Origin of the sequence: Arthrobacter sp. NPDC058130 (genome assembly GCF_042884475.1) — a bacterium.
Lineage (GTDB): Bacteria > Actinomycetota > Actinomycetes > Actinomycetales > Micrococcaceae > Arthrobacter.
Genome location: NZ_JBHVTV010000004.1, coordinates 204,909 through 217,137 on the forward strand (window position 1 = coordinate 204,909; position 12,229 = coordinate 217,137).

At 66.1% G+C, this 12,229-nt stretch carries 13 protein-coding genes; 5 read left to right on the top strand and 8 right to left on the bottom strand.

What is annotated here, in order from left to right; translation table 11 throughout:
* Positions 1-276 precede the first annotated feature (276 nt).
* The gene (locus ACFVTM_RS10500) at positions 277-1,476 is read right to left on the bottom strand and encodes an amidohydrolase (RefSeq protein ID WP_390203387.1); all 1,200 of its coding nucleotides are present in this window, start codon (positions 1,474-1,476) and stop codon (positions 277-279) included.
* Between the two features lie 95 nt (positions 1,477-1,571).
* Positions 1,572-2,705 (bottom strand): mannose-1-phosphate guanylyltransferase, encoded by a 1,134-nt coding sequence (locus ACFVTM_RS10505; protein ID WP_390203388.1) that lies wholly within the window; start codon positions 2,703-2,705, stop codon positions 1,572-1,574.
* Positions 2,706-2,972: 267 nt separating this feature from the next.
* On the opposite strand from ACFVTM_RS10505, the gene sdhC reads away from it, so the two are divergent.
* The 5 genes from sdhC (at position 2,973) to ACFVTM_RS10530 (ending at position 7,496) form a co-directional block, all read left to right on the top strand.
* The gene (gene sdhC, locus ACFVTM_RS10510; protein WP_390203389.1) at positions 2,973-3,353 is read left to right on the top strand and encodes a succinate dehydrogenase, cytochrome b556 subunit; all 381 of its coding nucleotides are present in this window, start codon (positions 2,973-2,975) and stop codon (positions 3,351-3,353) included.
* Positions 3,354-3,356: 3 nt separating this feature from the next.
* A complete protein-coding gene (locus tag ACFVTM_RS10515; protein WP_390203390.1) occupies positions 3,357-3,851 on the top strand; it encodes a succinate dehydrogenase hydrophobic membrane anchor subunit in 495 nt (164 codons plus the stop codon).
* 176 nt (positions 3,852-4,027) lie between these two features.
* Entirely contained in the window at positions 4,028-5,827 is a 1,800-nt protein-coding gene (gene sdhA / locus ACFVTM_RS10520) for a succinate dehydrogenase flavoprotein subunit (RefSeq protein WP_390203391.1), read from the top strand.
* A gap of 1 nt (position 5,828) precedes the next feature.
* Positions 5,829-6,611, top strand: coding sequence for a succinate dehydrogenase iron-sulfur subunit (locus ACFVTM_RS10525; RefSeq protein WP_390203392.1), 783 nt, complete (start codon positions 5,829-5,831; stop codon positions 6,609-6,611).
* A 120-nt stretch (positions 6,612-6,731) separates the two neighbouring features.
* Positions 6,732-7,496, top strand: a complete 765-nt coding sequence (locus ACFVTM_RS10530) for an alpha/beta hydrolase family protein (protein ID WP_390203393.1) — start codon at positions 6,732-6,734, stop codon at positions 7,494-7,496.
* Here the strand turns inward: ACFVTM_RS10530 and ACFVTM_RS10535 are convergent.
* From ACFVTM_RS10535 to ACFVTM_RS10560, 6 genes are all read right to left on the bottom strand, one after another.
* Positions 7,459-8,625, bottom strand: a complete 1,167-nt coding sequence (locus ACFVTM_RS10535) for a YihY/virulence factor BrkB family protein (RefSeq protein ID WP_390203394.1) — start codon at positions 8,623-8,625, stop codon at positions 7,459-7,461. The genes ACFVTM_RS10530 and ACFVTM_RS10535 overlap by 38 nt on opposite strands.
* Positions 8,570-9,184, bottom strand: coding sequence for a 2'-5' RNA ligase family protein (locus tag ACFVTM_RS10540; protein ID WP_390203395.1), 615 nt, complete (start codon positions 9,182-9,184; stop codon positions 8,570-8,572). Before ACFVTM_RS10540 ends, ACFVTM_RS10535 begins: the two co-directional genes overlap by 56 nt.
* A 4-nt stretch (positions 9,185-9,188) precedes the next feature.
* On the bottom strand, positions 9,189-10,310 hold the full coding sequence (gene trpS / locus ACFVTM_RS10545; protein ID WP_390203396.1) for a tryptophan--tRNA ligase: 1,122 nt from the start codon (positions 10,308-10,310) through the stop codon (positions 9,189-9,191).
* 17 nt (positions 10,311-10,327) lie between these two features.
* Positions 10,328-11,161: an exodeoxyribonuclease III gene (locus tag ACFVTM_RS10550; RefSeq protein WP_390203397.1), complete on the bottom strand. Its 834-nt coding sequence runs from the start codon at positions 11,159-11,161 to the stop codon at positions 10,328-10,330.
* Between the two features lie 10 nt (positions 11,162-11,171).
* Entirely contained in the window at positions 11,172-11,741 is a 570-nt protein-coding gene (locus ACFVTM_RS10555; protein WP_390203398.1) for a hypothetical protein, read from the bottom strand.
* Between the two features lie 77 nt (positions 11,742-11,818).
* Complete coding sequence (locus ACFVTM_RS10560; protein ID WP_390203399.1) at positions 11,819-12,175, bottom strand: VOC family protein; 357 nt, start codon at positions 12,173-12,175, stop codon at positions 11,819-11,821.
* Positions 12,176-12,229: the final 54 nt, after the last annotated feature.

Below are 12,229 nucleotides of genomic sequence, written 5' to 3' on the forward strand. Positions count from 1 at the left end.
CTCGTCTATATTGAAGTCATCCTCTGATCTGCACGGTGACCCACGCGTCGAACCCACCGGATTTCCCCATCTTCGCCGGGTGCCGACGGCGTGTCGGCCCGCACCGCCGGCGCATCCCGGCGTCGTACCGGCAAAGGTGGGGAAACTCCGCACAAGGCCCTCCTCGGAACAGATTGAGGGCGCCGAAGTGGGAGCAGGCGGAGGGGCGCCGACGACGGGCAAGCGCGGGGCGCCTGCGGCGGTCCAGGCGACCAGAACCGCGGGTGTCTGCGGCGCCTAGAGGTCGCGGATGGTGCGCAGGGCCGCCGCCGTGAGGACCTGGATGCCGAGGCCCAGGGCCCGCTCGTCAACGATGTAGTCGCCGCGGTGGAGGTCGTACTCTTCACCGCCGGGAGTCTTGGTGCCGAGGCGCATCATGGCGCCAGGGGTGTCGGCCAGGAACCAGGCGAAGTCTTCCCCGCCCATGGACTGCGGGGTCAGGACTACGGCGCCCTCGCCAATTTCGGCGCGGGCCGCGGCCTCGATCAGCGCGGTCTCGTGCTCGGAGTTGACCACCGGCGGCACGCCACGGGTGTGTTCCAGGTGGACGTCGACGCCGTAGGGCTCGGCGATCTGCCGGATGATGTCGTCGAGCAGCTCGCCGGCGTCGTGCCAGGCCTCGCGGTCCAGGCAGCGCATGGTGCCGGCCATGTAGCCGCTGCCGGGGATGGCGTTCGGGGCCGAGCCCGCGGAGATCTGGCCCCAGACCACGGACACGCCGCTGCGGACATCGACGCGGCGCGAGAGCACGGCGGGAACATTGACTGCGATCTGCGCCAGGGCGAAGACCAGATCCTCGGTCAGGTGGGGGCGCGAAGTGTGGCCGCCGCGGCCGGAGAGCTCAATCTTGATGGTGTCCGAGGCGGAGGTGATGGCCCCGATCCGGGTGCCGATCTTGCCGACCTCGATCCGGGGGTCGCAATGCAATGCCAGGATGCGCGGCACGCCTTCCAGGACGCCCTGCTCGATGCACGAGGTGGCGCCGCCGGGCATGGTTTCCTCGGCCGGCTGGAAGATGATCCGGACCGCCCCCCGCAGCGGGGACTGCTCGTTCATGCGCTGCAGGACCAGGGCGATGCCGAGCATGGTGGTGGTGTGGACGTCGTGGCCGCAGGCGTGGGTCACGCCATGGTTCTTCGAGGCGAACTCGAGGCCGGTTTCCTCGATGATCGGCAGGGCGTCGATGTCCCCCCGCAGTGCGGTGGCGATGGGGCCCTGTCCGACGTCGACCGTCAGGCCGGTTCCCTCCAGGCGGCGGGGCTTGAGCCCGGCTTCCTCGAGCCGCTTCGCCAGCTTGTCGGTGGTGCGGTACTCCTTGAACGAGAGTTCCGGATGCGCATGGAGGTCGCGGCGGAACGCGATCAGCTCAGGCAGGAGGGGCTCCAGCCACGGCCCCACGAGAGTGGTGGGCTCAGCTTCAGTCGAGTAGTTGCGCACAGAATCACTCTATCTAGCGGACAAAGAATAGCGGCATCGGGTACGGCGCGTTACGGATTGCTGAACATTTCACAAGCCCTGATCCGCCCCATTCCTTACAGAACGTCCGTGTCGCCCTTGGCCTTGATGGCGTCCACGGCCTGCTTGACCCGCTGCGAATGTTCCTTCGTGGTGACCAGCAGGGCATCCGGGGTGTCAACGATCACGACGTCCTTAATGCCGATCAGGGCGATCACCCGCTTGGTATCGGAGACCACCACGCCGCTGGCGTTCTCGGTGAAAACGCGTGCGCCTTCGCCCAGGACGGTGACCTCGTCGACTTCCTTTGCGCTGTTGAGCCGGCCCACGGAGGCGAAGTCCCCGACGTCGTCCCAGCGGAAGGTGCCGGGCACGACGGCGACATCGCCGGCGGCAGCGGCGGGTTCGGCCACGGCATAGTCAATGGCGATCTTGGGCAGCGTGGGCCACACCCGGGCCGTGACGGCGTCGCGCTCCGGGGTGTCCCAGGCCTTGGCGATTTCCTGGAGCCCGGCAAAGAGTTCGGGCTGGTTGGCTTCGAGGTGCTTGAGCATCAGCGAGACCGGGGCCACGAACATGCCCGCGTTCCAGACGTAGTCGCCGCTGTCGATGTACTGCTGGGCCACTTCCTCGCTGGGCTTTTCCACGAACTCCACCACGGACTGCGCGCTGGGAGCGTCGGGGATGTTCAGGTTCGCGCCGGAGCGGATGTAGCCGAATCCGGTGGAGGGGTGGGTGGGCTTGATGCCGATGGTGACGATCTTCCCGGCGGCCGCGGTGTAGACGGCCTCCCGGACGGCGTCCTGAAAGAGCTCGTCCGGGCTGATGACCTGGTCCGCGGCGAACGAGCCCATGATGGTGTCCGGGTCCCGCTCGTGGAGGATGGCCGCGGCGAGGCCGATAGCGGCGCCGGAGTCCTTGGGCTCACTTTCCAGGACGAGGTCCGATTCCAGGACCTCAGGCAGCTGGCGGCAGACGGCATCCCGGTGGGCGGCGCCGGTCACCACCAGCACGTGCGTTCCCGCGACTGGCTGGAGGCGGTCATAGGTCGCGCGCAGCAGCGTGCTGCCCGAACCCGTGAGGTCGTGCAGGAATTTCGGGGCTGCTGCCCGCGACAGGGGCCAAAGACGGGTCCCCACGCCGCCCGCCGGAATGACCGCCATAAAACGGTCCAGCGGTGAATCCTGGCTTGTCACTTTGTCTGTAGTCATCACCGCTACTTTAGCCGACGGCGGCCGAATCACCCCGGACTTCGCCGGGAGCACGCCCTCCGGGCCCCCTCGGGGACGGCCGAATGTGGCGTTCGTCTCAAAACGGACGCAAATCCGCGCGGGGGCCTGTCAACAAGGGGTTCCTAAATTGAATAAGCTGTAAGCGAAGCCTAGATTTAGGCTTGAGCTTACGAGTGCTCTCGCAGCAGGCGTTCCCCCCGCGTGGATCCCATGCCAGCGCCGCTGTGTTGCAGGGAGGTTTATTCAGTGCCGACAAAACCAGCTGGCACCTTGTACCGCGGCCGTGAAGGCATGTGGTCCTGGGTTGGACACCGCATTACAGGTGTAGTGATTTTCTTCTTCTTGTTGGTCCATGTGTTGGACACCTCATTGGTGCGTGTGTCCCCGGAGGCTTACACCACCGTGATCGGTGCCTACAAGAACCCCCTTATGGCCCTGGGTGAAACGGGCCTTGTCGCAGCGATCGTGTTCCACGCCTTCAACGGCCTGCGGATCATCGCCGTCGACTTCTGGAAGAAGGGTGCCAAGTACCAGCGTCAGATGCTCTGGACGGTCCTGGGTCTCTGGGTTGTCGTCATGGTCGGTTTCTCGATCCGCCACCTGTCCCTCGCGCTTGGAGGTCACTAAGCCATGACTGCAACTATTCAGCCCCCACGTAGTGGAAACCTCAGTAGCGGAAAACCCAGTAGCGGGAAGATCCAGCCGAAGTACCGCCGCAGCGGTTCCTCGAAGGGCAACTTCGAGATGCTCGCCTGGCTTTTCATGCGGCTCTCCGGCGTTGTGCTGGTGGTGCTGATCTTCGGCCACCTGACCGTCAACCTGCTGGTCGGCGAGGGCATCCACGCAATCGACTTCGGATTCGTGGCCGGCAAATGGGCCGACCCGTTCTGGCAGGTCTGGGACCTGGCCATGCTCTGGCTCGCCATGCTGCACGGCACCAACGGTGTCCGGACCATCATCAACGACTACGCCGAGAAGGACGCCACGCGCCTGTGGCTGAAGATCGTGCTCTACGCGGCCACCACGGTCATCATCGTCCTGGGCACCCTGGTCATCTTCACGTTCAATCCGTGCCCCGTGGTCAACGGCGTCCAGCTTCCCGGCGGCTTCTGCCCGGCGCCTTAACGGCGCAGCCGTAACGGCTGAGCCGCCGCGGACTGCCGCCCCTTCGGGCAGGTAATGGCGGTCCGGGCGGCAACAGATCTTGCCTGCCGAGCGCAGGCGCAGATTGCACGAAACTTCACCGGGCAGGCACGCCTGCCGGTGGGTTACAGCGAATTTTGAGAGAAAGAGCATCTGGTATGCAGGTCCATAAGTACGACGTCGTGATCGTCGGTGCCGGTGGCGCCGGGATGCGCGCGGCGATCGAATCAGGTCAGCGCGCCCGAACAGCAGTATTGACCAAGCTCTACCCCACCCGGTCCCACACCGGCGCGGCGCAGGGCGGCATGTGTGCGGCCCTGGCCAACGTCGAGGAAGACAACTGGGAGTGGCACACCTTCGACACCATCAAGGGCGGCGACTACCTGGTTGACCAGGACGCCGCCGAGGTCATGGCGAAGGAAGCGATCGACGCCGTCCTGGACCTGGAAAAGATGGGCCTGCCGTTCAACCGCACGCCCGAGGGCCGCATTGACCAGCGCCGGTTCGGTGGCCACACCCGCGACCACGGCAAGGCACCGGTCCGCCGCGCCTGCTACGCCGCTGACCGCACCGGCCACATGATCCTGCAGACCCTGTACCAAAACTGCGTCAAGCACAACGTCGAGTTCTACAACGAGTACTACGTCCTGGACCTGCTGACCGTCGAGGAAGACGCCGTCCGCGAGGACGGCACGCCGTACAAGCAGAAGCGTGTTGCCGGCGTCGTGTCCTACGACCTCGCCTCCGGTGAGCTGCACGTCTTCCAGGCCAAGTCCGTGGTGTTCGCCTCCGGCGGCGCCGGCAAGGTCTTCAAGACCACGTCCAACGCCCACACCCTGACCGGTGACGGCATGGGCATCGCGTTCCGCCGCGGCATCCCGCTGGAGGACATGGAGTTCTTCCAGTTCCACCCGACAGGTCTGGCCGGCCTGGGCATCCTGCTCTCCGAGGCCGCCCGCGGCGAAGGCGCCATCCTGCGCAACTCCGAGGGTGAACGCTTCATGGAGCGCTACGCCCCCACCATCAAGGACCTCGCCCCGCGCGACATCGTGGCCCGCTCCATGGCCAACGAAGTCCGTGAGGGCCGCGGCTGCGGCCCGAACAAGGACTACGTCCTCCTGGACCTGACGCACCTTGAGCCCGCGCATATCGACGCGAAGCTGCCGGACATCACCGAGTTCGCCCGCACGTACCTGGGTGTGGAGCCGTACACGGAGCCGGTTCCGGTGTTCCCCACGGCGCACTACGCCATGGGCGGCATCCCCACGAACATCAGCGCCGAGGTCCTCCAGGACAACGACACTGTCATCCCGGGCCTGTACGCCGCCGGCGAGGTTGCCTGCGTTTCCGTCCATGGTTCCAACCGTCTGGGCACCAACTCGCTGCTGGACATCAACGTGTTCGGCAAGCGCGCCGGCGTCGCGGCCGCCGAATACGCCAAGACCGCGGACTTCGTGGAGCTCCCGGCCGATCCGGAGGCGTACACGCTGAACCTGCTGGACCACGTCCGCACTTCCGACGGCACCGAGAAGGTCGCTGCGATCCGCAAGGAACTGCAGGACACCATGGACGCCAACATGCAGGTGTTCCGCACCGCCGAAACGCTGAACCAGGTCCTGAAGGACATCGCGTCCTTCGAGGAGCGATACCAGCGCATCAGCGTCCAGGACAAGGGCAAGCGCTTCAACCTGGACCTCCTCGAGGCCGTGGAGCTGGGCTTCCTGCTGGAGCTGGCCAAGGTCATGACCGTGGCGGCCCTGCACCGCGAGGAATCCCGCGGCGGCCACTTCCGCGAGGACTTCCCCGAGCGCGACGACGAAAAATTCATGAAGCACTCCATGGCGTACAAGGACGAGCATGCCCCGGCGGACGGGTCTGCGGAGGCCATTGCGGGCATCCGGCTTGCCACCAAACCGGTGGTCTTTACACGCTACGAGCCGATGGTGAGGAAGTACTAAGATGAGCGCTGAACTCGCTGAGCCAGCATCCAAGATCGAGCTGCCTGCCGGCGTCGGCGGGGGCGGGGAAATCCCGTCCTTCGACGTCACGCTGCGCGTGCGCCGCTACAATCCCGAGGTCTCCGAGGACGCCACGTGGGATGACTTCAAGGTCACCATGTACGGCACCGACCGTGTCCTGGACGCCCTGCACAAGATCAAGTGGGAGATGGACGGCAGCGTCTCCTTCCGCCGCTCCTGCGCCCACGGCGTCTGCGGTTCCGATGCCATGCGCATCAACGGCCGCAACCGCCTTGCCTGCAAGACCCTGCTGAAGGACCTGGACACGTCCAAGCCCATCACGGTCGAGCCGATCAAGGGCCTGCCGGTGGAGAAGGACCTGATCGTGGACATGGAGCCGTTCTTCCAGTCCTTCCGCGAAGTCATGCCCTTCCTGATCAACCGCGGGCACGAGCCCACCAAGGAACGCCTGCAGTCCGCCGAGGACCGCGAACGCTTCGACGACACCACCAAGTGCATCCTGTGCGCCGCGTGCACCTCGTCCTGCCCGGTGTTCTGGACCGACGGGCAGTACTTCGGCCCGGCCGCGATCGTCAACGCGCACCGCTTCATCTTCGATTCCCGTGATGATGCCGGCGACATGCGCCTGGAGATCCTCAACGACAAGGAAGGCGTGTGGCGCTGCCGCACCACCTTCAACTGCTCCGAAGCATGCCCGCGCGGCATCCAGGTCACGCAGGCAATCGCCGAGGTCAAGCAGGCCATCCTCTCCCGCAAGATCTAGCAACTGGCTCGCCAGTACAACCTGGCGAACCAGTATCAAGAGATAGACGACGACGGCGCCTCTCACCTCACGGGTGGGGGCGCCGTCGTCGTCTTCCCGCTCAACACGAAAGGGGACACCGTGTCCCGCTCAGAAAAAGTGAATTTCCAGGGTTCCACCGGCGAACTCCTCTCCGGCATCGTGGACGTGCCGGAAGGCCCCGTGAAGGGCTGGGGCGTGTTCTCGCACGGCTTCACCCTGGGCAAGGACAGCCCCTCGGCGTCGCGGATGTGCAAAGCCCTGGCGGACAACGGTGTGGGCATGCTCCGCTTCGACAACCTGGGGCTCGGCGAGTCAGCGGGGCTGTGGTCTGAGGGGTCCTTCAGCCACAAGGTGGCAGACACCGTCAAGGCCGCCGAGTTCATGCGGGATTCGGAGCGGCGGGTGTCCCTGCTCGTGGGCCACTCGTTCGGCGGCGCGGCCGTCCTGTCCGCGGCGCGGCAGATCCCCGAGCTCAAGGCCGTGGCCACGGTCGGGGCCCCCTTCTCGCCCAAGCACGTCGCCCACGTCTTTGACGCGGCGCTGGACCGGATCCTCAGCGAGGGAAGCGCCGAGGTGGACCTGGGCGGCAAACGGGTGGAGATCCGGCGGCACTTTGTCGAGGACCTCGAAAACGCAGACCTGACGGACTGCATCCGTCGGCTGCACAAGCCGCTTATGGTGCTGCACTCCCCCACCGACAACACGGTGGGGATCGAAAATGCCAGCACCATCTTCCAGACTGCACGCCACCCGCGCAGCTTCGTCTCGCTGGAGGGCAGCGACCATCTCCTGACCGGCAAGGGCCAGGCCGCCCGTGCCGCGAAGATTATTTCGGCGTGGGCCGACCAGTACCTCGACGCCTGAACGCCGCGGATAACGGCCGCCGGCGGACCCGGGGCTCTGCCGGTGTTTTCCCCGGCTGGACGCGCCGTGCACCCCAGCCGGTAGTCGCGGTGGCGGGTTCGGTCTTGAGGTCCTCTTCCCGGATCGCCACCCACGCCGCGCAGATGACATAAACCTGGCTGACCAGGTTGAACCAGATCAGCAGGCCGATGATGATCGCGAAGGGCGCCAGGATCGGGTTCTTGCCCGCGCTGGCCAGTAACTGGGTACTGAAGATCTGCAGCACGGTGGCGCCTACTGCGGCGAGGGTGGTCCCTTCCAGCAGTGAGCGGCGGGCCGGCTTCAGCCCTGCCGCCACCCGGTACATGATCAGTGCAGTCCCCCAGCCGAGCAGCAGCGGCACGAGGATCGTAATGGACGTCGTCAAGGGCCCGGCCACCACCGGGTCGAGGCCCAGCTGCTGGGCCACCCACCCCGCGGCCGTGCCGAATATCAGTGAGGCTGCAGAGCTAACCACCAGGGCCACTCCCATCAGGATCAGCGTGCCGATGTCTTTAAATATCTGCAGGATCGGATTCATCACCAGCGGGCCGAGCCGCATCATGCCCCGCACACCGTCGCGGATGCCGCTGATCCAGCCAAGGGAGGTGAATACCGTGACTATGGCGGCAATCCCGGCAGCCCAGCCGAGGCTGGCGGGGTTCAGCAGCTGGTAGGGATCAACCAGTCCCTCGCTGCCATCGACCTGCAACAGCCCAGGCGCGGCGGCGTCCACGCTCTTGATAATCGTGTCCAGCAGGGCCGGATGTCCGCTGAGGACGAGGCCGGCAATGGAGAATCCGGTGGCCAAGAGACCCGTGACGGAGAAGAACATCCTGAACCCGATGCCGGCACTCAACAGCGGCCCGCGTTGGCGCAGGTAGTGCGTGTACGCCCGCATGGGCAGCAGCGCGTTGACCTTGGCCAGCAGCCACGCCACCATGGCCATCAGCGACGCGACCGTCCCGCCGCCGGAGCGCCGAACCCTGCCCCATTCGACCCTCTTGCGGATAACTTCCAGTTTCAGCCCGGCCAGATCAGTGGGGAGCGGCGGCTCAGCGGGCGTCGGCGGTGCCGTCCGGGCCTCCGTCGTGGTCAGGTTTGGTCCCAAAATCAAGCTCTTCCCGTAGCTGCCAGATGCCGTTGTCGTCGTGCTCGTAAAGTCCCATGCTAGCCACAGGGAACGTGGCCCTGTAATCCTTGAGGACCGTTTCGGCCTCGTCGAGGCTTTCCGGGGCGACATCGTGGGCGACGGTCACGTGCGGGTGATAGCCGAATGGCAGCTCCCGCTCCAGCGGACCGGTTTGGAGCTGGCGGTGCAGGTTCACGCAATGACCGAAGCCGTCCTCGACATTCAGGAAGACCACCGGGGACACCGGCCGGAAAGATCCGGTCCCCGCGATGGTCACCGTGAACGGCTCCTGCCGGCGCGCCACTTCCCTGACGTGGCGCTGGGTCGCGTCCCAGTCCTGCGTCATGGTGGTGGTGACCAGGGTGATGTGGGCCGGGACGACGGCGGCCATGGGGTCACCGAAGGATGCCCGCCAGCGCTGGAGCTCCTCAGCGATGTCCGCCGGGAAGCTCAGGATCACACCGATGCTGATGCCTTCGCTGCGTGCCTGCCCGTTCGACGTGGCGACTTTGGCGGTGACTTTGCTGACGGAGGACATTGACCTAGCGGGCTCCCTGGGCGCCGGCGTACGGCAGGAAACCCACCTTGGCGTAGACGTCGCGCAGAGTCAGCGAGGCAATCTCCCGGGCCTTGTCCGCGCCCAGGGCCAGCAGCCGGTCCAGCTCCGCGGGGTCGTCCAGCAGCTCGTTGGCGCGGGTCCGGATCGGAGTCAGGTGTTCGGTGACCACCTCGGCGAGGTCCACCTTGAGGTGGCCGTACATCTTGCCCTCATACGCGGTGACCAGGGCGTCAACGCTTTGACCGGTGATGGCCGAGTAGATGGTCAGCAGGTTGGACACGCCCGGCTTGGCCTCACGGTCGAACCGGATTTCCGTCTCCGCATCCGTGACGGCCGACTTGATCCGCTTGGCGGTGACCTTGGGATCGTCCAGCAGGTTGATCAGGCCGGCCGGGGACTCCGCGGACTTGGACATCTTGGCGGTGGGATGCTGCAGATCGTAGATCTTCGCGGATTCCTTCTGGATGAAGGGCTGCGGGACCGTGAAAGTGTGGCCGAAGCGGGTGTTGAACCGCTGGGCCAGGTCACGGCTGAGTTCCACGTGCTGGCGCTGGTCCTCGCCCACGGGGACGCCGTGCGGCTGGTACAAGAGGATGTCCGCGGCCTGCAGGATGGGGTAGGTGAACAGTCCGACGCTGGCGTGGTCTGAGCCCTGTTTGTGGGCCTTGTCCTTGAACTGGGTCATCCGCGACGCCTCGCCGAATCCGGTGATGCAGTTCAGCACCCAGGCCAGCTGGGCGTGCTCGGGCACCTGGGACTGGACGAACAGCGTGCACTTGTCGACGTCCACGCCGCCGGCAATGTACTGCGCGGCCGTGACCCGGGTGCGGTGGGCCAGCTCGGCGGGATCCTGCGGAACGGTGATCGCGTGCAGGTCCGGGATGAAGAAGACGGCGTCGTACTCGTCCTGCATTCGGACCCAGTTCACGAGCGCGCCGAGGTAGTTGCCCAGGTGCAGGGAGTCGGCCGAGGGCTGCATGCCGGAGAGGATGCGGTGCCGGGCGGCAGTGGCCGTGCCGGCCGTGGGAGCGGACGCCAGGACGGCGTCCGGAACGGTTCCGGCGTCGGCGGCCGTGCCTGTGGTCGCAGTGGAAGGAGAGGTCATTCGTGGAAGCCTTAAAACTAGAGCCGGTAGTCCACTACCAGCGGTGCGTGGTCGGAGAAGCGTGTGTCCCAGGACGCTGCCCGGTCAACAACGGCTGACACTGCGGCTGCAGCGAGAGCGGGCGTGGCCATGTGGTAATCGATGCGCCAGCCGGTGTCGTTGTCGAAGGCCTGGCCCCGTTGCGACCACCAAGTGTAGGGGCCGTCGACGTTACCCGCCAGGCCCCTGTGAACATCCTTCCAGCCGATTTCCTCGCCGAAGAAGCGGTCGAAATAGGCCCTCTCCTCCGGCAGGAAGCCGGCACGCTTGACGTTGCCCTTCCAGTTCTTGATGTCCAGCTCCGTGTGGCCGACGTTGAGGTCGCCCACCACCAGGGCGTGGTCACTGTGTTTGGCGAGTTCGGGCAGCCGCGTGCTCATGACGTCCAGGAAACGGAACTTGTCGTCCTGCTTGGGGGTGCCGGCCTCGCCCGAGTGCACGTAGGCGCTCGCGACGGTCAGCCGCGAGGCCTGCCCGGCCGCATCCCGGACGGTGTAGTCCGCCTCGACCCAGCGCCCGGCGGTGGCGAAGAAGTCATCGCCGATCCCCACCCGGGTGGCAAGGGGCTCTTCGCGCGAGGCGATGGCGACGCCGGCCCGGCCCTTGGCTTCGGCCTCGGCGTGCAGGATGTACCAGCCCTCGCCGAGCAGTTCCTCGACGATTGCGTCGGGCGCGCGCACTTCCTGGAGGCACAGGATGTCCACCTCGCGGGGCTCAAGCCACTCCGCCATGCCCTTCTTGTAGGCGGCACGCAGGCCGTTGACGTTGACTGACGCGATGCGAAGGTGGTCCTTCTTCAATGCCGAGCTCACCCGATCCACTCTAGTCGATGATGGTTCCGCTAACGGGTGCGTCGTCGCCGCCCGAGGATTTGATCATGTCCCGCGCGTTGGTGGCGGTGATCTCAATGGTTTCCAGGGCACGGCCGATCGTGTCGGGGTCCGCTGCCTCGCCCTTCGCGCGCTCCTGCTCCACGACGCGGACCTGGACCTGGACGATTTTGAAGGAGTGGTCCAGCTTCATGTCCCGGACGCCGTCAGATTCACTGCGTTCGCTGACCACGCGGGTGCCGCCGTGGTCCGCGCTGCCGGCCGCCGGCGGCCGCCCGGCCGCGGCGTTGAAGGCGTTCTGGGCCTCGGTGAGCCTGGCTCCGGCCTTCTTGGCGGCCTTCTGGATGCTGAACACGACGAAGGAGGCCAGCGCCAGCCAGAAGCCGGCGATGATCGCCACGATCCAGCCCACGACGTCGTTCTGGTTGGCCGCGAAGATGACGGCCACCACGAACGCGATGATGAAGACCAGCAACCCAGGCCCGCTGATGCGGAACATGGAGAACCGGCCCCTGGCCGTGGTGTCGTTGGACGTGGACGCGGAGCTACCCAGAGATTGCATGAGCCCATTATCGCAAACGGGGCGGGGCCACGGCTGCGCTTCCACCCCGGGCGAACGGCGCGCCCAGAGCGGGCCCCTCAGGTCAGAACCAGGCAGAACGGGTGGCCGCTGGGGTCCGTGTAGACCCGGAAGGTCTTCGAGCCGGCGTTCAGGCTTGTCGCCCCGAGCCGGAGCACCTCGGTTTCGGCGGCGTCGAGGTCCTCGACGAGCACGTCCATGTGCATCTGCTGAGGGTGCTCGGCGTCGGGCCACTGCGGGCGGACCAGCCGTTCGACGCGCTGCAGCGCGACGGCGGGACGGTCGGCGGCGTCGCCGATGGAAATGAATTCGTCATTCTCCTGGACCCGAATCATGCCCAGCAGCTCCTGATAGAAGCTGGCGAGCTTGTCCGGGTCCTCGCAGTCGATGACCAGGGCCTGCCATTTGCCGATCATGGGTTCTCCTTATGTCGAAGGATGGCTTGTCGAAGGATGGCTTGTCGAAGGATT